Source organism: Thermodesulfobacteriota bacterium, from assembly GCA_025062045.1.
GTDB lineage: Bacteria > Desulfobacterota > Syntrophorhabdia > Syntrophorhabdales > JANXAF01 > JANXAF01.
This window is the reverse complement of sequence record JANXAF010000010.1, coordinates 1-23,193: the sequence shown is the minus strand read 5'-3', so window position 1 is coordinate 23,193 and position 23,193 is coordinate 1. Positions and strand designations below refer to the sequence as shown.

Annotated in this window: 19 protein-coding genes and 1 tRNA gene; 13 read left to right on the top strand and 7 right to left on the bottom strand. The window is 41.3% G+C overall.

Features of this window, described 5'->3' with window-relative positions:
- Positions 1-887: acyl--CoA ligase (locus NZ583_07435; GenBank protein MCS7281441.1), on the top strand; the 887-nt coding region annotated here is incomplete at its 5' end.
- Here the strand turns inward: NZ583_07435 and rodA are convergent.
- The 5 genes from rodA to NZ583_07410 are packed head-to-tail and all read right to left on the bottom strand — an operon-like array spanning position 849 to position 6,074.
- Positions 849-1,946: a rod shape-determining protein RodA gene (rodA, locus tag NZ583_07430; protein MCS7281440.1), complete on the bottom strand. Its 1,098-nt coding sequence runs from the start codon at positions 1,944-1,946 to the stop codon at positions 849-851. The genes NZ583_07435 and rodA overlap by 39 nt on opposite strands.
- Complete coding sequence (gene mrdA / locus NZ583_07425; GenBank protein MCS7281439.1) at positions 1,936-3,729, bottom strand: penicillin-binding protein 2; 1,794 nt, start codon at positions 3,727-3,729, stop codon at positions 1,936-1,938. The genes rodA and mrdA overlap by 11 nt, the downstream gene beginning before the upstream one ends.
- On the bottom strand, positions 3,720-4,220 hold the full coding sequence (locus NZ583_07420) for a hypothetical protein (protein ID MCS7281438.1): 501 nt from the start codon (positions 4,218-4,220) through the stop codon (positions 3,720-3,722). Before NZ583_07420 ends, mrdA begins: the two co-directional genes overlap by 10 nt.
- 4 nt (positions 4,221-4,224) lie before the next feature.
- Positions 4,225-5,025 (bottom strand): rod shape-determining protein MreC, encoded by an 801-nt coding sequence (gene mreC, locus NZ583_07415; GenBank protein ID MCS7281437.1) that lies wholly within the window; start codon positions 5,023-5,025, stop codon positions 4,225-4,227.
- 11 nt (positions 5,026-5,036) lie between these two features.
- Positions 5,037-6,074 carry a rod shape-determining protein gene (locus NZ583_07410; protein ID MCS7281436.1) on the bottom strand — a complete coding sequence of 346 codons (1,038 nt, stop codon included), beginning with the start codon at positions 6,072-6,074 and terminating at the stop codon, positions 5,037-5,039.
- Positions 6,075-6,169: 95 nt separating this feature from the next.
- Here NZ583_07410 and NZ583_07405 point away from each other — a divergent pair, with 95 nt between their 5' ends.
- From NZ583_07405 to NZ583_07355, 11 genes are all read left to right on the top strand, one after another.
- On the top strand, positions 6,170-7,558 hold the full coding sequence (locus NZ583_07405; GenBank protein ID MCS7281435.1) for a SurA N-terminal domain-containing protein: 1,389 nt from the start codon (positions 6,170-6,172) through the stop codon (positions 7,556-7,558).
- 4 nt (positions 7,559-7,562) lie between these two features.
- A complete protein-coding gene (tsaD, locus tag NZ583_07400) occupies positions 7,563-8,558 on the top strand; it encodes a tRNA (adenosine(37)-N6)-threonylcarbamoyltransferase complex transferase subunit TsaD (protein MCS7281434.1) in 996 nt (331 codons plus the stop codon).
- Positions 8,558-9,334, top strand: a complete 777-nt coding sequence (gene rsmA / locus NZ583_07395; protein MCS7281433.1) for a 16S rRNA (adenine(1518)-N(6)/adenine(1519)-N(6))-dimethyltransferase RsmA — start codon at positions 8,558-8,560, stop codon at positions 9,332-9,334. Before tsaD ends, rsmA begins: the two co-directional genes overlap by 1 nt.
- On the top strand, positions 9,327-10,304 hold the full coding sequence (locus NZ583_07390) for a 2-hydroxyacyl-CoA dehydratase (GenBank protein MCS7281432.1): 978 nt from the start codon (positions 9,327-9,329) through the stop codon (positions 10,302-10,304). Before rsmA ends, NZ583_07390 begins: the two co-directional genes overlap by 8 nt.
- A 2-nt stretch (positions 10,305-10,306) precedes the next feature.
- Positions 10,307-10,540, top strand: a complete 234-nt coding sequence (locus NZ583_07385; protein MCS7281431.1) for a DUF4911 domain-containing protein — start codon at positions 10,307-10,309, stop codon at positions 10,538-10,540.
- A complete protein-coding gene (locus NZ583_07380; GenBank protein MCS7281430.1) occupies positions 10,527-11,909 on the top strand; it encodes a TldD/PmbA family protein in 1,383 nt (460 codons plus the stop codon). The genes NZ583_07385 and NZ583_07380 overlap by 14 nt, the downstream gene beginning before the upstream one ends.
- 48 nt (positions 11,910-11,957) lie before the next feature.
- Positions 11,958-13,592, top strand: coding sequence for an EAL domain-containing protein (locus NZ583_07375; protein ID MCS7281429.1), 1,635 nt, complete (start codon positions 11,958-11,960; stop codon positions 13,590-13,592).
- An 87-nt stretch (positions 13,593-13,679) separates the two neighbouring features.
- Positions 13,680-14,291: a transcriptional repressor LexA gene (gene lexA, locus NZ583_07370; protein ID MCS7281428.1), complete on the top strand. Its 612-nt coding sequence runs from the start codon at positions 13,680-13,682 to the stop codon at positions 14,289-14,291.
- A 1-nt stretch (position 14,292) separates the two neighbouring features.
- Positions 14,293-15,372, top strand: a complete 1,080-nt coding sequence (locus tag NZ583_07365) for a hypothetical protein (GenBank protein ID MCS7281427.1) — start codon at positions 14,293-14,295, stop codon at positions 15,370-15,372.
- The gene (locus tag NZ583_07360; GenBank protein ID MCS7281426.1) at positions 15,356-15,601 is read left to right on the top strand and encodes a hypothetical protein; all 246 of its coding nucleotides are present in this window, start codon (positions 15,356-15,358) and stop codon (positions 15,599-15,601) included. Before NZ583_07365 ends, NZ583_07360 begins: the two co-directional genes overlap by 17 nt.
- Positions 15,594-18,671: a DNA polymerase III subunit alpha gene (locus tag NZ583_07355; protein MCS7281425.1), complete on the top strand. Its 3,078-nt coding sequence runs from the start codon at positions 15,594-15,596 to the stop codon at positions 18,669-18,671. Before NZ583_07360 ends, NZ583_07355 begins: the two co-directional genes overlap by 8 nt.
- Before the next feature lie 14 nt (positions 18,672-18,685).
- On the opposite strand, the gene NZ583_07350 is transcribed toward NZ583_07355, so the two are convergent.
- Positions 18,686-18,759: transfer RNA gene (locus NZ583_07350), tRNA-Arg, on the bottom strand.
- A gap of 234 nt (positions 18,760-18,993) precedes the next feature.
- Positions 18,994-20,721, bottom strand: coding sequence for an ATPase, T2SS/T4P/T4SS family (locus NZ583_07345; GenBank protein ID MCS7281424.1), 1,728 nt, complete (start codon positions 20,719-20,721; stop codon positions 18,994-18,996).
- A gap of 492 nt (positions 20,722-21,213) precedes the next feature.
- Between NZ583_07345 and NZ583_07340 the strand changes: the two genes are divergently transcribed.
- Entirely contained in the window at positions 21,214-22,722 is a 1,509-nt protein-coding gene (locus tag NZ583_07340) for a methyl-accepting chemotaxis protein (protein MCS7281423.1), read from the top strand.
- The last annotated feature ends 471 nt before the right edge of the window (positions 22,723-23,193 follow it).

Sequence of the window (23,193 nt, the reverse complement as noted above, 5' to 3'; positions counted from 1 at the left end):
CCAGGATGGACATAGAAGAGGTTTTAGCATCGATAGATCGGTACCGGATAACGAACATGTTCGGAACACCCACCTTCTATAGAATGATCCTTGAGCATCCGTCAATCGATAAGTACGATTTGAGTTCTCTTATGTGGTGTTACAGCGGGGGAGATTACCTTCCTCCAGCATTCATAGCAAGATGGATGGCGAAAACCGGTAAGTACATTTATCAAGGTCTGGGTGCCACAGAGGCATGTGGTGGAATTACTATGACTCCAGGGGATGAGGAAATACCGGAGGGAAGCCTGGGAAGAGTTCTCTCGATATGGACAGCAAAACTGGTCGACCCAGACACTATGGAAGAAGCAAAAATTCCAGGGCAAGGTGAGCTTCTCATCTCCTCTGATCACATGATAAAAGGTTACTGGAATAAGCCTGAAGACACTGCAAAAAGTTTTATTACAGTTGAAGGGCGCCTGTGGTATCGGACAGGTGATATAGTCCGGATAGATGAGAAAGGATGGGTTTATTTTGTGGATAGGTCTGGAGATATCATAAAGCACAAAGGTTACAGGGTTGTTCCATCGAAAATAGAAAAAACGCTGACAGAACACCCCGCAATCGCTGCGGCCTGTGTTATAGGGATTCCAGACGAAGAAGTTGGCGAAAAAATAAAAGGCCTCGTAATTGCGAAGGCCGGAATTAAAAAACCCGAAGTAGAGGAGCTTATTGATTGGTGTCGTAATAGGCTTGCGCCTTATGAAGTCCCTCACTGGATAGAGTACCGTGATAGCCTACCCACGTCTCCATCTGGGAAAATTTTGAGAAGGAAAGTAAGACAAGAGGAGAGAGAAAAAGCCAAAAGTTCAGAACATGTACCTTCTCATGTTCACGTTAAGAATTAAACCAATGAGACACATCATACTTACGAGGCTCGATCCTCCATAACTTAAAAATGGCAAAGGGATTCCGACAACGGGAAAAAGTCGAAGGGTCATAAGCACGTTTATCGCGAACTGAGAAAAGATGATAGTAGTGGAACCGAAAACTATTATTGAACCCATCTCATCCTGAGTATCCTTAGCTATCTTTAAGCATCTGAGAACCATGGAGGCAAAGAGAATAAAAAGAAAGATAGATCCCAAAAATCCCCATTCCTCGGCAAAGACAGCAAATATAAAATCGGTGTGATGTTCGGGAATAAAGTTGAGTTTGTGCTGAGTTCCAGAGAGAAAACCCTTTCCGAAAACCTTTCCGGAACCTATAGCGATCGTTGCCTGTCTTGCATGATAGTTGACGCCGGAGGGGTCGATATCCGGATTGAAAAGTCCGATTATTCTTAATTTCTGATAGGGCTCAAGGGCGTATTTCCAAGCAAGGAAAGCAAGTGTAAAACCTGAAAATAATAGAACAAAGAACGTGCTTTTTTTTAAACCCACAAACCATATAACACACAAGCACACAATAAGAATGACACAAGCTGTTCCGAGATCAGGCTGCTTTGCTATTATACTTGCGGGTAATGCAGAAAATAGTAGCGGCTTTGCCACGTCTTTGAGTCCTAAGGGGCTGCCAGATTTCATTTTTTCGTGAAGAAGATTGCCAAAAAGAATGATAAGGATTGGTTTCATAAATTCTGAGGGCTGTAGGCTCAAACCAAAGATGCTTAGCCACCTTCTGGCGCCCCCTGCAACGGTGCCAAAGAGGAAAACCAAAAGTATTAGAAAGAGTCCAAAGATGTAAAGGTAAAACGCGTAGGAAACAAAAGTTCTGTAATCGAAGTATAGTATGAAAGTGACGAAGATAAGCCCTATAAAAAAAGCCAAGATCTGTTTTAAAACGAAAGTCTTTGATCCTAGAGAACTTGTTGCGGAAATAAGTGTTAGCATTCCAATCGCGAATATGCCAAGCACGTTAGCAATGAGATAAAGATCTATATGATGTAGCCTCCTTTTATCTATCATGAGTCCTTGCCTCTCTAATTTTTTCCCTTTCCTTGAAGTACTCCTCTAATATGATCTTCGCTATTGGTGCGGCACTGGTTGCGCCATGCCCACCATACTCTACTATAACGCTTATTGCTACCTGTGGATCGAGATACGGTGCAAAGGCCACAAACCAGGCATGATCGCCTTTTGATGCCCGTGGAGAGGATGCTGTCTGAGCTGTTCCTGTCTTTCCGCTCATATCGCAAACATTAGTTCTTGATGCGAATGCAGTACCACCAGGCTCGTTTACCACGCCCCACATTGCCTTTTTCACGAGCGTAAGATTCTCGGGATTTATTTTCACTTTCCTTCTTTCTTCAGGTTTGAATAATTTTAGTATCTTCCCATCGGGTGAAACAATCTTACTTACAATCTGAGGTTTATATAACACCCCGTTATTGGCGATAATTGCGGTTAAAGTTGCCAAGCCAAGAGGCGTAAGCCACACAGCTCCCTGGCCAATCGAAACGGAAAGAGTCTCTCCTTCGTACCACTTTTCTTTAAATGTTCTATACTTCCATTCGGTAGAAGGTACAAAACCTTTTTTTTCCCCAGGAAGGTCTATGCCCTGAATGTCGGTTAAACCGAAGATTTCTGACATTCGGTGAATATTATCGACCCCGAGCTTGAGCCCGAGGTTGTAAAAGAACACATCACACGATTCCACAATCGCCCTATGAAGAGAAACTACGCCATGTCCCTTTTCCTTCCAGCATCGGAAGAATCTGTTTCCAAAAAGGATACCACCCTTGCATAGAAACGATGTCCTTTCGTTAATTAGACCTTCTTCAAGGCCAGCTAGAGCAACAAGGAGTTTAAAAGTTGAACCAGGCGGGTATCGACCTTGAATGACTCTATTTTGCAGAGGGTGCTTTTTGTCGAGGCTCAGTCTTGTCCATTCTTGACCCGGGATACCAGAAACTATTAGATTCGGATCAAATGCCGGTTTGCTCACAAGAGCTATAACACCGCCGGTTTTGACATCTAAAACTACAGCACCCCCACTTCTCGTACCCAAAATCCGGTCAATTGCCATCTGTATATCCAGATCAACGTTAAGGTAAAGGTTATTTCCCGGGGTCGGTTCCACCGTTTCTAAAACCCTTATTTCCCTTCCCATCGCGTCTACCTCGATTCTCCTTTCCCCATCTTTTCCTCTTAAATATTGCTCGTACATTTTTTCGAGACCATACTTTCCTATGTAGTCTCCTGGAGAGTAGTCTTTGTAAGCTTTAAGTTCATCCTTACTTATCTCAGAGACATAACCTATAAGGTGGGCGAATAGCTCTCCATAGGGATAGTATCTTCTAGGCTCCACGTAAATTGTGACCCCGGGCATATATATCTTATGAGCTTCGACCCTTGCAACCTCGTCCGTCGTTAAATCGGACTTTATCTTTACGGGAAAAGAGGGCGGCATGTCTTTTGCGGATCGGAGTTTTCCGACTATCTCTTCTCTATCTATATTCAGTATCTTTGCGAGTCCATCGACAGTCTGATTGAAGTCTCTTATGTCTTCGGGGATTATGTACACGTTAAAGGAAGGTCTTGTGTCAGCAAGTATCCTTCCCTTCCTGTCATATATTACTCCTCTTGGTGCGTAAATCTTTTGAATCCTAATCCTATTCTGTTCGGATAGTTTTCTCATCTCTTCACCTTTTATAATCTGAAGATACCAGAGCCTCACAACCAATACGATGAAAACGGATACCAGTATTATTTTTGCCCACTTGTATCTCTTTTCCTTATCTACTCCCATCTAGTCTCTCTATATTTTCGGTCAAGCCTCAAAATCAAAAAGTAGATTGGAATCGAAAAAATGGCGGTGAAAGTGGCCACGGGAAAAAGGTTTATAAGAATATTTGGCACACCTTGTATCTTCCCCTCCGTGAAGACCGAAAGTCCCAGCACAACTATACACTCGAATACTTCCGTTATTCCACAAAGAGCGGCAAAAGTATAATGAGATTCGATGTAAAGTCTACTTCGAAGGAAGAAAGCGAATAAAAAAACGCTACTCTTACTGAAGAGTAAAGTTCCTCCAATGCATGAAGTTAAACCTTCTTGGATGAGGGCAAAAGTCACTGCCACAAAAAGGGCAAAAATCGGTGTATCGAAGAAAACTGAGTAGACTATGAAGGGAATAGCAAGATCGACTTTAAGAAATTCTAAAGACAAGAAATTAAGGAGAATCGAGTGGGAAACGGTGATTGTGAAGAAGAGTAGAGACAAAAGAGAGAATTTCCACATTCAACTATCCCGTAAGGACTATTACGTAGTCTAGGACCCTAAAGTTTGCAAAAGGCATAACATCCACATCGAGAAAGATTCCGCCTTTTTTCTTGTTAATGTTTACTACGATACCAACCGGTATCCCCCTAGGATAGATGCCGTCCTTCCCTGACGTTATCAGTTTATCTCCTGCCTCTAAGTCCTCGTTTTTTTTCACGTACTTCAATTTAAGGGTTGTCTCTCCAGAGCCTTCAACTATTCCCCTTATCTCCTTTCCCTCCACATAAACATCAACTGCCGATTTTGCATCGTTTATGACCATTATTTTGCTCGTCTTTCTATTTGCCTCTATCACTTGCCCAACAAGTCCCTTGGGAGAGATAACAGGCATCTTTTCTTTAATTCCAGAATCCCTCCCTTTGTCTATCAATATCCCTTTATACCAGCTTTTTATATCCTCGCCGACAATTGAGGCAACGACCATTTTGTACTCTTTTTTTTCTTTGAGTTCGAGTATCTGTCTAAGCTGTCTATTCTCCCTTTCAAGCTCCTTTAACCTTGAGTATTCAAGATAGAGTGCATCTAGTCGCCTCCTTAATTCAATAACCTCTTTCTTTGCATCCACAAGATCGAGATACCGATCGTAGTAGTGTGCGACCCTTTTTACCGGCCTATCAAGGAAACTTACGGCCCATCCCGTAATTTCACTAAGAGGGTCTCTCAATTTTGAGTAAAAATTTGCCGCCCAGGGAAAATTTGTAAAACCAAGGAATGCGACAATAAGTGCAAAAATAGCACTCGACAGAGCGAGATAAGGCTTCAATTATGGCCTTCTTATAGAGTCGTCGCCACTTGTTTTAGAAGATCTAGCTCATCGAGCACCTTTCCTGCTCCTTCGACAACGGCTGTTAACGGATTATCTGCCACGATTACTGGAAGCTTCGTAACCTCTCTTATAAGTGTATCAATGTTTCTTAGAAGGGCTCCACCGCCGCTTAGTACAATTCCTTTATCGACTATATCGGATGCTAGTTCAGGTGGAGTCCTCTCAAGGGCTATTCTTACAGCCTCAACTATTGCGTTTACTGGTTCAGCAATTGCCTCCCTTATCTCTCGTCCAGTGATCTCCAGAGTTCTTGGGATTCCCCCTATTAGATCTCTCCCTTTCACTTCCATTATCAACTCATCTTCGTTGGGACTGGGATATGCCGAGCCTATGTTGATTTTTACGAGTTCTGCAGTCCTTTCACCTATGAGCATGTTGTACTTTCTTTTTATGTACTGAATGATGGCCTCATCTATCTTGTCACCTGCAACTCTCACGGAGTTACAATACACAATGCCCGCAAGGCTTATGACGGCTACTTCGGTTGTCCCCCCTCCAATGTCGACTATCATGTTACCGTCTGGCTCGGTTATTGGAAGTCCAACACCTATAGCCGCAGCCATGGGCTCCTCTATAAGGTAGACTTCCCTTGCACCTGCTGATTCAGCAGATTCTTTTACTGCCCTTTTCTCAACAGGAGTTATACCAGATGGGATAGAGATCACCACCCTCGGACGGGCGTAAGACTTTCTATTGTGGATCTTCTGAATGAAGTATTTTAACATCACTTCTGTCACTTCGAAATCAGCGATGACACCATCTTTTAGTGGTCTAATGGCGACTATATCGCCCGGGGTTTTGCCTAACATCCTCTTTGCCTCTTCGCCTACAGCTATGACCCTTTTTGTACCCTTAGAATCCTTATGTATTGCAACAACGGAGGGTTCGTTCGTTACTATACCTTTCCCTTTCACGTAAACGAGGGTGTTTGCTGTGCCCAGATCTATGGCGAGGTCCTTGGACATGAAACCGAAAATGTTAAACATAACTTTTCCCCTTCTTACGGTGGATTAGCTACGCGTGTTGAAAAATCGAACTTAATATACTATGTTACTTTGGCAAAATCAATAAAGGTGAACAAATGCTTAGGTTTCTGAGGACAAAAGCTACCGGATTCTTTGTTAAAGCGATCTTCGGGATGATAATTGTCGTCTTCATATTTTGGGGAATTGGAACTTTTAGGGAGCCAGAAAGGAAAGTAGCAGAGATCGGAAGGTATAAGATCCGCGAAACGGAGTATTACGAAGAGTACAAAAGGTTGTTAGATTCTTACAAGGCTTTATTGAAAGAAAGGCTCGACGAGGAGACTTTAAAGGGTCTGAATCTTAAGGAAAAAGCCATACAAAGTTTAATAGAGAGATACTTGATTTTAACGCTATCTGAGAGGCTCGGCATCGAAGTATCGGATGCAGAATACGCAGAATACCTAGAAAGCATAGATGCTTTCAAAAAGGACGGAAAATTTGACAAGAAAAAATTTGTGGAGGTGCTGAAAAAAAATAACATAGATGCCAAAGAATTCGAGATTAGACAGAGAATGAGTATGAAGGTGGCAAAGACTTCAGAGATTTTGAAAGATCTTATGGTTGTTATCGATGAGAAGGAGATTTGGGAAGAGTACAAAAGACAGAATGGTATGGTTCGACTGAAGTATGCCGTCTTTTCTCCATCAGACTTTGAAGACAAAATCGAAATAAGTGAAAAAGAACTGGAAGAGCTTTACGAGAAGGAAAAAAACCTCCATTTTTCCGAACCGCGCTATAAGCTACGCTATATCGTGATCGACCAAGAAAGCACGTTACGGGATGACAAAGCCTATATGGAGCTCATAGAGACGAAGGATTTGGAATCATTCGCAAAAAGACATAACCTGAATCTAAATCTTGTGGAGTATGCGTCCGAATCAGAACTTAAGCGCCTAATAACCGATATAAACGACTTTAGCTGGCTTAAGGACTTAAGAAAGGATGACTTTTCCTTACCTATTAGGGCTAAAGAAAAATCGTACATATTCCAGCTTATAGGACTCAAAAAAGGAGAGCCTCTAGAAAAATCCTTAGTTCTCAAAAAAATAAAAGAAAGGGTGACATCAGATAAGGCAAAAGAGATTGCCAAACGTAAAGCCGAAGAAGCGCTAAGTTCCGGAAGGATAAGATTTGAAAATCTGACTCCTTTCCTTAAGAGAAATTCGAGCGAGATTCCGAAAATTGGAGTCATTCCAGAAGAGCATAGATCGCTATTCCTTTTGGATAGTAAAAATCCCATATACAAAACCCCTCTAGAGATTTCCGGAAAAATCTACGTCTTTGCCTTTGATTCTGAAAGGCTACCTGATCCAAAAATGTGGGAAAAAGAAAAAAAGGAGTTTAGAGTATTGGTCCTCCTGAAAAAGAGAGAAGAGGTCCTAAGCGAGTTTTTGGATTCCATGAAGAAGAAGGAAAAAATAAAAATCTATACTTCCGAACTCTAAGGATATGTACGTTTTGGGAATCGACACGTCCTGCGACGATACGTCTTTTGCAATTTTGGAAGACGACAGTCGAGTAATTGCCAATACTGTTTTTAATCAGAACGAACTACATAAGCTTTTCGGAGGTGTAGTTCCTGAGATCGCATCGAGAAAGCATATAGAATACATAGAACCTCTCTTCTTTCAGTTTATGGAAAAGTGCGGTCTCGTACCTCAAAGAATCGATCTTATAGCGTGTACGAATGGGCCGGGACTTATCGGTTCAATACTTGTTGGGTTGTCTTTTGCCAAAGGCTTGTGTCTCTCACTGGATAAGCCGCTTATCGGTGTCAACCATATTGAAGCCCATGCCATGAGTATTTTTCTTGAGCGAAAGGTGGATTTTCCTTTTGTTGCTCTCGTTGTCTCCGGAGGTCATACTTTGATCCTTCTTATGGAGGAGAAAGGGAATTATAGGTTTTTAGGAAGCACAAGAGACGATGCTGCTGGTGAAGCTTTCGACAAGATAGCGAAATTTCTCAATTTGGGTTATCCGGGTGGAGTCGCAATAGATCGGATATCTAGGCAAGGTCTAAGGGATTTCGTGAGATTCCCAAGGCCTATGATAGATGAGGATAACTTCGATTTCAGTTTCAGTGGTCTAAAAACGGCGTTTATAAACTATGTTAAAAAAAATCCCCCAAATAGCGACACTCTCCACCATGTTGTTGCTTCTTTTCAAGAGGCGGTTTGTGAGGTTCTCTGTGTCAAGACCGTAAAAGCCGCGAAAAAGTTTAAGGTTAAAAACGTAGTTTTAGGCGGTGGTGTAGCTGCAAATAGGCGTCTAAGAGAAATGTTACTTGATGCGGCAAAGGCTTACGATCTTGAAATCTTTTTCCCTTCCATCGAATATTGCACCGATAACGCGGCAATGGTGGCAATAACGGGTTATTATCATTACAAAATCGGTCGCAAATCCGATTTAAAACTAAAAGGATTCTCTAGCATATTTTCATCCTAATGCTAAAAAAATCTCTCTCGCAGCATCTGCTTAAGGACAGAAACATCCTAAAAAAGATGTTATCTAAGACTGACATAGACGATAAGGACACAGTAATTGAAATTGGAGCGGGTAAAGGTGATCTCACAAGACTCCTTGCTGCTTCGGCCAAAAAGGTCTACGCTGTAGAAATAGATACCCAGTTTTCGCCGTATCTTGATCGAATCGCGGAAGAACTAAAAAATGTGGAGATCATATATGAGGATTTTTTAGAGATAGATCTAAAACCACTGAAAAATGACATGTTGAAAGTCATAGGAAACATCCCCTACAAAATTACAGGTCCAATCCTTTTTAAACTCTTTAAAGACAGAGGATATCTAAAAAGTGCCTTCCTTACTGTGCAAAAAGAAGTGGCGCAAAGAATCGTTGCGGAACCAAAAACAAGCTCATTTGGCTCACTTTCCGTTATAAGTCAGGTACTTGCCCATTGCAGAGTCGAGTTTTATATACCGCCCCACGTTTTTTTTCCTGCTCCTAAAGTTGAGAGTGCCTTTGTATCCATGCGCTTTAAGAAGGAATCCCAAAAGATTCCCGAGGGTTTTTTTCAATTTGTGAGAAACTGCTTTAGACATAAAAGGAAATTATTATGGAATTCCCTCAGATCCGCGTACGACTCATCAATCGTGGAATCCCTCTTTGAGAAGGCCCGTCTTGAAAGATCGGTAAGAGCAGAGGAGCTCCCTCCGGAGAAGTTTCTGGAACTCTTTTATATATTTAACGGCATGCATGAGTGAAATAGTCGGATTCACAACGACAATACCTGTTGAAGTCATATTTGCTAGTAAATATACTCCTTGCGATCTTAACAATATCTTCATTTCTGATCCTTGTCCCATGCATTACATAGAGATCGCTGAAAAAGACGGTTTTCCAAAAAATATATGTAGCTGGATAAAGGGTATATACGGCGTAGTCATGGAAAAAAAGATAAAGACTGTTATTGCTGTGATGGTGGGAGACTGCAGTAACACGCATGCGCTCTCGGAGATACTTCAGCACAAAGGTATAAGAGTCCTTCCTTTCGCCTATCCCTTCGACAAGGATAGTGAGTCACTGAAAAGGGAAATAGAAAAGCTTATGCGTGAGCTCTCTGTGGACGAAAAAGAACTGGCAAAAATAGATAGAGAGATCCTAAAAGTGAGAAGACTCTTAAGAAAGATAGACGAGCTTACATACAAAGAAGGACTTGTGTCTGGCTACGAAAACCACCTCTGGCTTGTTCGGGCATCCGACATGATGGGCGACTTTAAAAAGTATGGAAAAATGGCAAAGTCTTTTATTCTCGAAAAAAAAGGATCTCCTAAAAGAGAAGGGGTGAGACTAGGTTATATCGGCGTACCACCCATTATCACGGATCTCTACGAGTTCGTAGAGAAGAAAGGTGGGTACATCGTATTTAACGAGACCCAAAGGCAGTTTTCGTTACCTTTTTTTGGATGCAATATTGTTGAAAGATACTTACGATACACCTATCCTTACGGCATATTTGCCCGAATAGAAGACATAAAAAGGGAGATAAGACGAAGAAAGATAAAAGGTATCATCCACTATGTGCAGGCTTTCTGCTTTAGGGTGATGGAAGATGTGATCTTAAAAGACATCCTCGACGTTCCCATGCTTACGATTGAAGGCGAGCTTCCAAAACCGCTCGATGCACGAACAAAACTGAGGATAGAAGCATTCCTTGAAATGCTAAAAACCTGAAGATGGAAAGAACAAAAAGGTACCAACTTGAAAAAAAGTACATGAAGCTAGTAAAGGATATCTTGGAATCGTACGAAGAGATCTGCATAATGTCTGTAGTAGAACCTGATCTGGGAATCGTGGAGCTTTCCTATCCCAAATACCAGGAAGATGACTTGACTATGATCATAAATGACATAAGAAGTAAAGGCATTTCCATCTGGGAGATTAGAGGAGGAGATAATGATAGAAGGTAAAAAGATAGTTAAAGCCCTTTTGAAGGGGGATGTCATATACGGTGACGTATTCGTTGAAAAAAAAGTTTATACCCACATTCACAGGGAATCTTCAAAATTTGAAAGAATCGAAGAGGCAGAAGATAAAGGGTCTGCACTTCGAGTAATTACTCCCTGGAAGCAATACATGCTAAGTACTAACTCCACAGATGAAAAAGAACTATTAGATTTGGCTAGAGAGATTCCGAAACTAGTATTTGGTGAGAAGGACAAGGTTATCGTCAAGGTTCCCGAGTATCCGTTTAAAATTGAAAAATATCCTGACGCTGTGAACCTGAGTAAAAAGATGGAAATCGTTGAATGGGTAGAAAAGACTGCAAGAAGCATGGACCCAAGAATAAAACAGGTGCGAGTAATATACAAAGACACGAAGCAAAAGGTCTCTATACACACATCCTTTAACGAGACGATTTTCGACGAGCGTTACCAGATTCTACTTAACCTTCTTCTGGTTGGAGAGAAGGACGGAGAGATTCAAACTTCATATGAGTCAATAGGAGGATTTTACGGGTTCGAATACTTGACTCAAGAAAGGCTTTTTCAATTTGTGGAAAAGACCGTCACTAGACTAAAAAAGCTCTTTGAGGCAAAGGAAGCACCATCTGGTATCAAGGTGTGCGTTCTTGCTTCCGAAGCAGGTGGTACAATGATTCACGAGGCAGTTGGGCATGGGCTTGAAGCCGATCTAGCATTAGAAGGGCTATCTTGCTATAAAGGACTTTTAGGAGAGAAAGTTGCATCCCCACTTATAACCATAGTGGACGATAAAACGTTAAGCAACATGAGAGGAACATACGCTTACGACGATGAAGGAACCCCCGCCGAAAGAACGGTCCTTATTGAGAACGGGATCTTAAAGAACTACCTCTTTGATAAGTTTTACGCAATGAAACACGGAAGACAGAGCACGGGAAATGGAAGGCGAGAATCTTATAGGTACAAGCCAATCCCAAGGATGAGTAACACTTTTATTCTTCCAGGTAATACTCCTCCGGAAGATATAATCGCATCGGTGGATGACGGAATCTACGTTTTGAAGATGGGGGGAGGCCAGGTAGATACGGTAACGGGCGATTTTGTATTCGAGGTATCGGAAGGATACTTTATCGAGAGGGGTCAAATAGGAGACATGATCAAAAACGCAACGATAATGGGTAACGGCCCCAAAGTATTGAAAGAAATAGACATGGTGGGCTCAGATTTGGGTTTTGGAATAGGGACATGCGGAAAAGATGGACAAGGTGTGCCAGTCTCGGACGGACAACCTACACTTCGGATCCCTGAGATGATAGTTGGGGGTAAAAGCGTATCGAAAAACCTATTGCCCTAAAACTCGAAGGGGCTTGATGGGACAGTACGCTCGGCGTAAAGTATAAGAGTGGCAGTTGATCTTACAAACATCAAAGAAGCGTTATTCTTTGCCGTTCAGTCTTCAAAAGACCTAATCGTCATTTTTGACGAAGACGGAAAGATCCTATTCGTGAACGATGCGGCAAAATCTTTGATTGGTTATAGCCCAGATGAACTTTTAGGCACGTATATAACAATGCTTGAGTCTCCTTTAGAGCCTGAAGAAAGAAAAAAAGAGAGGAGAGAGACGTTAGTAGGGTCGAAAATATTTAGAGGAGTTTCAATCAGAAAAAGAAGCGACGGAACTTTAATTTACCTTCAGGAAACATTAATTCCTGTGGTTCTTAATGGCTTAAGACTCTTCGTTCTTATGGGAAGGGACATAAAAGAAGAGGCATTTTTTGATTCATCTCTAGCTCCTATAATTGACTTTGATCCACTAACCGGTCTTTTACACACAAAGGGTTTCATTCAGGCACTGCGGGCCGAGATTCAAACAAAAAGGCCTAAGAGAGTAAATTTGCTCGTTCTTGACATCTGCCAGTTTTCTGCCATCCTTGTAGGAAAAGGATACTCTTTTGCAAATAGCCTGTTATCAAAAGTCGCCGAGAGGCTTGAAAACAATATTCCAGATGATGCGATCCTTGCAAGAAGCGAAAAGGATGAATTTTTGCTTTTTCTTTCTGGCAGACGGCGAGAGGATATATCTGCGCTTGTGAGAAGAATACTCGATCTGTTTCTTGAGCCTTTTGTGATTGAGGGCGTAGAAATGTACGTAAGCGTCAACATAGGAGGATCAGCATATCCTTCCGATGGGAATGAACCGGTTGAGCTTATAAGGAAGGCATTCTTAGCTCTAGAAAGGGCAAAGGACATGGGTGAGAATAAATATGCCTTCTATTCCAGAGAGCTCGATAATTTTGTTCGGGCGCATCTTTCAACGAGGGAAGAGATAATAGGTGCTTTAAAAGAAAGGCGAATTTTGCTTTATGCCCAACCCATTTTTTCTACTTCTGAAAGAAAACTGAAAGGTCTGGAAGTCCTATCGAGGATAAGAACAAAAAGTGGGATCATCATGTCTCCGGGAGAGTTTATACCGTTTCTCAGACAGACAGGACTTTTGAGTAAGTTTGATGAAGTACTTTGCGAGTCTCTAGAAGGGGTAGTGGCGACCCTGGGTAAAGGTATTTTTCTCACTTTGAATCTTTTTCCAGAGAGTGTAAGAAGCGAAGAGGTTATAAAAAGACTTGAATCTCTCAAGAGAAAATGCGATTTTCCGCTCTATTGTGAGATAACGGAGACTGGTATTGTAGAGAAGGAGACGGCAGATTTTGTAGAGAGATTGAGGGATATGGGAATAAAGATAGCGATCGATGATTTTGGAACTGGCTACAATTCCTTCTCTTATTTGGAGTATTTAACTGTGGATATGATAAAGGTGAGCATTGAGCTTGTAAGGAGTGTAGCATTAAAACCGAAAACTCTCGCGATAGTTCAATCGATAGTGGATCTTGGAAAGAAACTAAGGATAGAGACTTGTGCAGAGGGTGTGGAGGCGGAGGATCAGGTAAAAATACTTGGGCTCCTCATGTGTGATTACGTTCAAGGTTTTTATTTCTCGAGACCTGCCCCAATAGAAACGTATAAAGTTCCAGTAGAATAAACGATTTTCTTGCTAAAAAAGGAGCTTGACAGATTTTTTGATTCATAGTACATTTGTTCTATAGAACATCTGTATCAGAGGTTAAAAATGGAATCAAAAAAAGAGACGAGAAAAGAGATTTGTATGTTTATTCGGAATTTCATGGAAGAGAAGGGATATTCCCCAACAGTAAGGGAGATCATGAAAGGATGTAAGATAAGCTCACCATCTGTTGTACATTACCACCTGATAAAGCTTGAAAAAGAAGGATACATAGAAAAAGATCCGCAGATTGGAAGGGGGATTAGACTAAAAGACAGAGAGGTTTTGGAAATTCCCTTACTTGGGGTGATATCCGCTGGTAAACCTCTTCCTGTTTTTGATGATTCCTTTACATACGAAGAGACCATAAAAGTCACTAAGGACATCGTTGGAAGGAAAAAAAACGTATACGCCGTAAAGGTAAAAGGTAACTCCATGAGGGATGCCATGATTGAGGACGGGGATATCGTCATTATGGAATCTAAAAGCACCGCTGAAAATGGTGAAATGGTGGGGGTATGGCTTAAAAAGGAACAGGAAGTGACCCTAAAGAGGATATATTTTGAAAAGGATAGAATAAAGCTCAAGCCGGAAAATGATGAGATGGAGCCCATATACACGGATTATGAAAATGTAGAGATTCAGGGAAAGGTCATCGCTGTTGTAAGAAAACTCTAAAATGCGCATTGCCTCTATTTATTTTCCAAGACTTCTCATCCAGATAAAGACCAAAAAAGACGCTTCTTTAGTTGGAAAACCTGTTGCGGTCCATTATTCAAGAAGAATTGTAGATGTATCGCAAGAAGCGGAAAAGCACGGTGTTAAAAAAGAAATGGGACTAAGGCAAGCACAAAGCCTGTGTCCGGAATGCCTATTCATTCCATTAGATAGGGAAAACCTAGAACTTGCTTTTAAAGAAATCACAGAAACTCTATTTTCGATAACTCCCTCTATAGAGAGGGATGGAGATTTCTTTTTTCTCGATGTGGCTCACATAAGTGATGAGGGGATAAAAAACATAAGGGGAATTATAAAGGAAAGAGTTGGATTAGAAGCAAAGATTGGGGTTGCCTTAAGAAAATTCTTATCGAAAATGGCGAGTATTCTTACAGACGAGATACTGATTATCCCTGCGGAAAAGGAAGAGGAGTTCTTAAAAGAGATTCCCATAGATTGTCTACCCTTTAATGAAGATTTAAAAAAGAGACTCAAGCTTCTTGGATTAGACAAAGTGGAGGACATTCTTAGGCTGCCTTCCTCGTTCTTTTACGTTTATCTTGGAAAGGATGGGATAAACCTCTTAAAGCTCCTTGAAGGTTCAAAGGAAGAAAGACTCATTCCAATTGTAGAAGATTTTAAGGAAAAGATTGAACTTTCATTCGATGTGCCTAAAGAGTCGATCTATGATGTTCTTTCAGAGATTGATAGAGTCTTGGATGGTTTCGATGAAAAAAGGACATACCCTTCAAGGGTTGAACTTTTTCTTTTATTTACCGACAATAGAACCTTAAAGAAAGAATTCTTGCTTAAAGAGGAGAACGCATCAAAGGATGTACTTCTTATCCGGATAAAAGCCTTTCTGGAGAAAATAAAGGATAATAAGCCTCTTAAAGGGCTAACTATCACCCTTTCCGAATTTGAAAGAAAAAGGGGTATCCAATTAGGTCTTTTTACGTTTAGAAAAAGGGATATTCTATCCACGATAACTTTTTTGAGGAAGAAATACGGAAGGGGTGTGATATGTGAGGCTTTTAGGTAGACCGTGTCGATTAAAGCTAGACAAAAATGGAGAACCTCTCCTTATCAAGGTCAATGATAAATGGGTAAAAGTGAAATGGATAGGGAAGAGATGGAGGATAAAAGAATGCTGGTGGGAAGAGGAAAGAGAAAAAGAGTACTTTCAGATTGAGACAGAAGATGGACTTATCTGTGAGATATCTAGGGATCTAAAAAACGGTTTCTCCTTCATAGAAAGGGTTTATGATTGATTACATCGAACTTCACTCCCATTCCAATTTTTCCTTCCTTGACGGTGCATCCCATGTGGAGGATCTTATAAGACGGGCAAAGAGTCTTGGTATGAGAGCCATAGCTCTTACCGACCATAATGGACTTTATATAGCCCCAACTTTTTTCAAGCTTTGTAAGGAGGAGGGAATAAAACCGATAATAGGTGCGGAGCTTACCTTAAAAGGCGGTTTTCATCTCCTCCTTATAGTAAAGGACAAAAAGGGCTATTCCAATCTTTGCCGGCTTATAACAAAGTCTCATATGAAAGGAAAAAAGGGAAATCCACTTCTAGAGAGAGAAGATTTAAAAAACCACTCCGAGGGGCTCATCTGCCTTACAGGTTGTAAGAGAGGGGAGATTCCATCCCTTCTTCTTCAAAAGAGAGAAGGGGAAGCCCTTGGAGTGGCAAAAAACTATATGGATATCTTTGGAAGGGAAAACCTTTTTATAGAGCTACAGAATAACTTTTACCCAGAGGATAGAAATCTCATCGCTTCTCTCATCCGTCTTTCCTCTTCTTTAGGTCTTAGGTATGTTGTCACAAACAATGTCCACTACGCAAAAAAAGATGGATCAAGACTCCACGATGTTCTTACATGCATAAGAGAAAGAAAAACGATAGATGAGTGTAAGAACCTTAGGCTTAACGGTGAATTTTATCTAAAGTCAAAGGAAGAGATTGGGAGAATTTTTCGTGATATCCCTTCAGGTCTATCAAACACTCTCCTTATAGCTGACATGTGCGATTTTGATCTCGATTTTTCCTCGTACCGTTTCCCTGAACCTCATCTTCCAGAGGGAGAACTTCCGGATGCTTATCTAAGGAGAATATGTGAGAGAAGACTCAAAGAAAAGTACGGAAAGATGGATACTGAAATAAGATCAAGGCTCGATCGGGAACTCGATCTCATCCGAAAGCTTAACCTTTCAGGTTACTTTCTCATCGTTTACGACATCATGGAATTTGCAAAAAGAGAAGGTATCCTTGCCCAGGGGAGGGGTTCTGCGGCAAATTCTCTTGTGGCTTATCTTCTCGGGATAACAAAGGTTGACCCGATAAAAAATAGGCTTTTTCTTGGAAGATTCTTAAATGAAGAGATGTCCGAAATCCCTGATATCGACATAGATATTTCAACGAAAAAAAGGGAAAGAGTGATTCAGTACGTCTATGAAAAGTACGGCTATGAGAGGGTGGCTATGGTTTGCACCTTTGTGACTTACAAAGCAAGAAACGCGATAAGGGAAGTCGGAAAAGTTTTGGGATTCGACAAAGACCTATTAGACAGGATGGCAAAATCAGTCTCCGTTTATGATTCCTGTGATGTGGAAGAGGATTTGAAAAAGCTTGAAAGCTTCAAAAGGCTTTTTGATTCAAAGAAATGGCAGCACTTCACAAGCCTTCTAAAAGAGATAGCGGATTTTCCGAGACACACCTCAATCCATGTAGGAGGTATGCTCATATCCTCCTCTCCACTTATAGATATAGTCCCTCTGGAGAAAGCATCCATGCCAGGTAGAATAGTGTGCCAGTGGGACAAGGATGGAATCCAGGATGCAGGTTTAATAAAAGTCGATCTTTTAGGCTTGAGAATGCTTTCTTTGATTGAGGATGCAAAGGAAGAAATAGAGAAAAACAAAAAAATAAAGCTCGATCTCGATAGAATCCCTCTCGATGATGAAAAAGTTTACGATATGATTTGTAACTGTGACACAGTCGGTGTTTTTCAGCTGGAAAGTAGAGCCCAGATGCAAGCCTTACCAAGAATAAAACCGAGATCGATTGAAGATTTAACGGTCCAGGTGGCGATAGTAAGACCTGGCCCACTCCAGGGAAACATGGTCCATCCTTACATAAGAAGGAGAAATAACGAAGAAGAGGTGAAGTACATACATCCTTCTTTAGAGCCGATTCTAAAAGAGACCTTAGGTATTATCCTTTTTCAGGAACAGGTCTTACAGGTTGCAACAAGAATAGGAGGACTTACAGAGGGAGAAGCGGACAAACTTAGGAGATCTATGAGTAGGAAAAGGTCTAAAGAGGAGATTGAAAAGATGAGGAATAGATTCTTACTTGGAGCACAAAAAAACGGCATAGATGAAAAGACGGCAAACGAAGTATTCGATGCTATAAAGAGCTTTGCTGAATACGGATTCTGTAAAAGTCACGCGGCAGGTTTTGCACTTCTTTCCTATCAATCCGCATGGCTGAAGAGATACTATCCCTTAGAGTTCTACACCGCCCTTCTCAATAACGAACCGATGGGTTTTTATAGAATAGACACGGTCGTAAATGACGCAAAAAGGCATGGGATTGAGATTCTTTATCCCCACATAAATAGAAGTGAAAAGGACTGTACCATAGAGGAGGGAAAAATAAGGTTAGGCTTGAGATTTGTAAAAAATCTAGGGGAAAGGACGGTTGAAAGGATACTCAACGAGAGAAAAAAAGGTCCTTATGAATCCTTAAAAGACTTTGTTTTAAGAGTTGGGTGTGAAAAAGACGCCACAGAAGCTCTCATCCTTTCCGGTGCATTCGATTTTTTAGGAAAATCTAAAAGAGCCCTTCTTTTTGAATTGGAAGAGATAAAAGGGGTTTCGGATGCAACTCTCAAACTTGCCTTTGAAGAACCAAAAATAGAGTTTCCCCCTTTTTCCAATGAGGAGATTGTGGATCTGGACTATAGAATTTTAGGTCTTTCCCCATCCTTTCACCCGATTAAGCTTTTAAGGGATAGGCTTTCTGGAATTGAGATTTTAAAGACAACCGATATCTTTCAAGTTCAGTCTGAAAAAGAGGTAATGTTTTTAGGTCTTGCAGTATCCAAGCAAAGACCAGAGACCGCAAAAGGTTTTTCGTTCATCACTCTGGAAGATGAATATGGCATGGTCAATGTGGTTATAAGGCCTAAAGTTTATGAAAGATTTCGAGAGATAATAAGACTCGAATCGATAATCCTTATAAAAGGAAAGGTGGAAAAAAAGGATGGGGTTATAAATATAATTGCAGATGAAATTTTTGGTCCCGATAAGCTCGATTCTCTTATCTAAGAGGATAAAAATAACGCGCCTGCCGCGAGTCGAACGCGGAACCTACGGATTAGAAGTCCGTTGCTCTATCCTGTTGAGCTACAGGCGCACTCGTGATTTCGACACTCCATTAAGTTTACAAACTTTTTCGAACCCAAATGAAAAGCAATAGATCCAAGGTCTTTAGTAATGGTGGAAGAACCAATCCTCATACCGAAAGAAACTGAAGTAATCTCACGCATCTTAACCCTAAAGATTCTTATACACCACTATATGGAAATAAGTCAACTTATTCCACGACGTATCAAAGAAACTCCCTTGCCCAGCCCACTCATCTAGCAACCTAGGCCGTCTCTTTTAAAACCTCCTCAATTGTCGTTATTCCGCCCATTATCTTGTAAAGCCCACTTCGACGCAAAGTTATCATCCCTTCCTCTATTGCCCTTTGCCTTATCTCATCCGTTGTGGCGCCTCTGAATATGAGCTCCCTTATGGAAGGTGTGATTGTCAAAACCTCAAAAAGCCCTGTCCTACCTTTGTAACCCGTGTAACTGCACTTCTCACAACCCCTTCCCCTCATAGGTTCTATCTTTTCGATTTCCTCTTTGGTGAGCCCAAGGCTGAGTAAAATCCTCTTATCGACCGGATCTTTGTCTTTGCAAAAAGGGCATATCTTTCTTACAAGTCTTTGGGCTACAATGAGAAGCAGTGAAGCTCCAATAAGATACCTATCAACCCCCATATCGACAAGCCTTGCTATGGTGGATGGCGCATCGTTCGTATGGAGGGTAGAAAAGACAAGATGGCCAGTCAATGATGCCCTTACCGCGATCTCCAATGTTTCCGTATCTCTTATCTCTCCCACAAGGATTATGTTTGGATCCTGTCTAAGAAAGGATCTCAGTGCAGCAGAAAATGTGAGCCCTTGAGAATCATTCACCTGAACCTGATTTATCCCTGGGATTATAAACTCCACAGGGTCTTCAATAGTCATTATATTAACGGACGGGCTATTTAGCTTTTGGATTGCAGAATAGAGCGTATTTGTCTTTCCGGAGCCTGTAGGACCTGTAACGAGTATCATCCCGTAAGGCTTTCTTATCCCTTCTTCGAACCTTTTTAAACTCTCTTCTTCGAAACCTAGCTCCGAAAGGTTAAGAAAGAGTCTTTCCCTGTCAAGGATCCTCATCACTATCTTTTCGCCGTGAATAGTTGGCACAGTAGAAACGCGTACATCCACACTCTTTGCACCTTTTGGCGTTTTGGCGCGTATCCTTATTCTTCCGTCCTGAGGGATCCTCTTTTCTGTTATGTCCATATCAGACATTATTTTGATCCTCTGGATAAGACCTGCCTTGAACCTTAATGGAATGACCCTGTAAGGATGGAGGACACCGTCTATTCTATATCTTACACTAACACCCCTCTCATGGGGCTCAATGTGAATATCGCTTGCCTCTTTTTTCAATGCGTCGAGAATAATGTGGTTTGCAAGCCTTATTATGAATGGCTGGTCTCTTTCGTCGTTTATCTCTTCTGCTTGGGCCTCTTCAACTTCAAGTGCCTCATCATGAGTGGTCATTTCTAGATCAAAGACATCCGTGCGGTCTTCAGCCACTTCTGTGTAATCGCCCAAAATTTTTCTTAGATCCTCATCCTTTACTAAAGAGACTGTTACTTGGGTTCCTACGGTCTGCCTTACAAGTTTTATGACCTCAAAAAGATATAGCGGATTTGCAACGCCAACATTTACTGTGTTGCCCTCCATCTTTATGGGAACAAACTCGAAATTCCTCATGGTTGTGTGAGAAAAAAGGGATGTAAGATTCTTGTCTAAGCTTTCGGGATCCAATTTTACAAGTGGGAGGTTGAATGCCTCAGAAAGCTCTCGATATAGCGTATCTTCACTTATTGCTCCCATCTGAACAAGGATCTGGCCGAGCTTCAAGGAAGGGTTACGTTTTTGGATTTCCAAAGCTCGGGATAGAGTTTCCTCCGATATTAAACCCTTTTTGACAAGTATTTCGCCCACGTATGGATTTGGTTGGGTAAAAATTTTCTCTTCCTTCATTTCAATAATCGTTCATGAAATGTCAACAGTCTTTTCCAGTTAAAATTCGCATATTTTCTCAAAAAGATGTACCAAGGTTGCTAGGCATTATTGTTTATAAAGTCTATCCCGAAACAGAATAAAGTTCCATTCGAAAGGTGAAAAAAGATGGTACGTGCGTTTCGGAGGTTACTTTAAAAAATCGGGAATGTGGTTCGTTCTCTAATTGATGGGTAAATCAATTGGTTTAAAAAAAAGACTTACCAAATGGCGCACCTTTTCTAAGTGTAAAAAAAGATTTAGCTCCGGTGCGAAAGAGCCTGTATTGCACATTTAGAGCTCAAAACTTAATTTTTTCCCCCGTGGCCGATAACCAATAAAAGGGTTAATTATGGGAAGGCTTGAGTTAGGGCTGTGGTCAGTCGTTTTTCTCTTCGTTCTCGGATACGCAATTGTCTCCTTTATTTATGTAGGCTTTCTTCGTGCAAAACTAATTGGTGAAAAAAAGCTTCAATGGTACGAGCAGTGGATCTCATTTACCAAATAGTGAAAGACATATACGACGCGAAAGACATAAGTTACGTGTCAGAAAGAGACGCGATGCAGCACGTTGTGAGAATAATAAGGCAAACAAAATTCGGGGAGACTCGCTACTTCTGGATATTGGACAAAAAACCTTCTATGGTAATCCACCCGGTTTATCCGGAGTTAAGTGAAAAACAACTTGCCGACTTTACGAATCCGGAGGGGCGTAGGGTATTTGTGGAGATGGTCTCGCTGGTGCAAAATAAGGGGGAGGGATTCATAGAATACGAATGGTTGGAACAAAAGGAAAGAAGGCCCGTAAAAAAGCTATCCTATCTTAAAAGTTTTGAGCCTTGGGGATGGATCATAGGAACGGATATAAACCTCGAAGAGGTTAACTCGTACGTAAAATCTATTGCGATGAGAATATCGTTGTATGGCCTAATCGTTTTCTCAGTAATTTGCGGCATCGCGTATTTTGTTACTGAGAGTGCAAGAAAGACTTTAAGACTATGCGGTCCCATCTCCCAAAAATTGAGCAAAATTGCAGAGGGCGATTTATGCGTTGTGTTTGAAAAGGAGGGGACAGGAGAAATTGGTGTTATTGAGGGCTCGGCAAAAAAACTTCTCGAATCCCTAAAGGATATGGCTTCAGGAATCTTAAACACAGCTCGCGCGGCCGAGGAGACGGTCAAAGGAGTGAACAGGAGCTCCGATATGTTAGTTTTATCTTTACAAGATCATAGTAAAAGACTGAATGAGATTGCCTCGTCCGCGGACCAGATAACACAAACGATAACAGAGATCGCCAAAAACGTATCAAAGACTTCCGACAAAGTACGTTCAACCGTTGACTTTTTAAGACAGGGACAAGTGAACGCGGATGAGATGGTTAAGGCTGTTGAAAAAGCAGAGAAGATAACGGAGGATTTATCGAGAAACATAGAGGTGCTTGAGGCAAATGTAAGAGACATAGAGGGCATACTCTCAGTCATAGAAGAAATAACAGATCAGACAGAGCTTCTATCTTTAAATGCAGCAATTGAAGCCGCAAGAGCAGGAGAGTTTGGGAGGGGATTCGCTGTGGTTGCTCAAGAAGTCAAAGATCTATCAAACAGGGCTTCCTTGTCCACCCAGGAGATAGGAAAGATAATAGGTGATTCAACCAGAGGGTTCAGCATGCTTAAGGGTTCCATAAAAGATGCTGTTGACAGCATGAAAAGAACGTCTGCCCTAATACGAGACATGTATGATGTATTCTCAAAGATTTCGAGCTCCACCCAAGAAGTCTTCGACCTTATATCGTTATTGTCGGCGGCGACAGAAGAGCAGTCTGTGACAGTAAGGCAGATAGCTAAGAATATAGAGGAGATATCCTCAATCGCTGAATACTTAAAGACAGTGTATGTCCAAGAGCTCGCAGGTGGAATTCAAAGACTTTACGACTCAATTCTGGATCTAAAAAAGGAAGCGGAAAGGTTCAAATTGTCCTCGTAAATCTCAAAATAACTGTGCAATTTATTTAGGGTCTTCTAACACTTCGAAACCCTATTCCACAAGCGACAAAAAATCGAATCAGCGGTCTTAAGATAAAAAGTTGCCGGAAAAAAGTTACAGTCTTGCCTATTTTACCGTTTTTAGTCTTAGCGTCATCTACTTGAAAATACCAAAGGGCTTCCCTATATTTCTTACGCCGCTTTCCAAAAGGGTTATAAATTCTCAGGGATATGATTAAAAAAGAGTTTTACCGGCTGAGACATGTTAGATCTCCGTATAGGGCGTACTGAAGGCTACGACAAAAAATGTTATATAGATCTGCTCGTCTACGTTCCTCTCATCCCTTCTCAGAAATTGTAACTTCGCGCTGTGGAAAGAGAATCTGAACCCACTAAAACTCGCAGGGCAACTCCAAATCATCCACGATGGTCCTGTTACGTAAAAAGCGGTAGAGCCTTATTTGATGTCCGA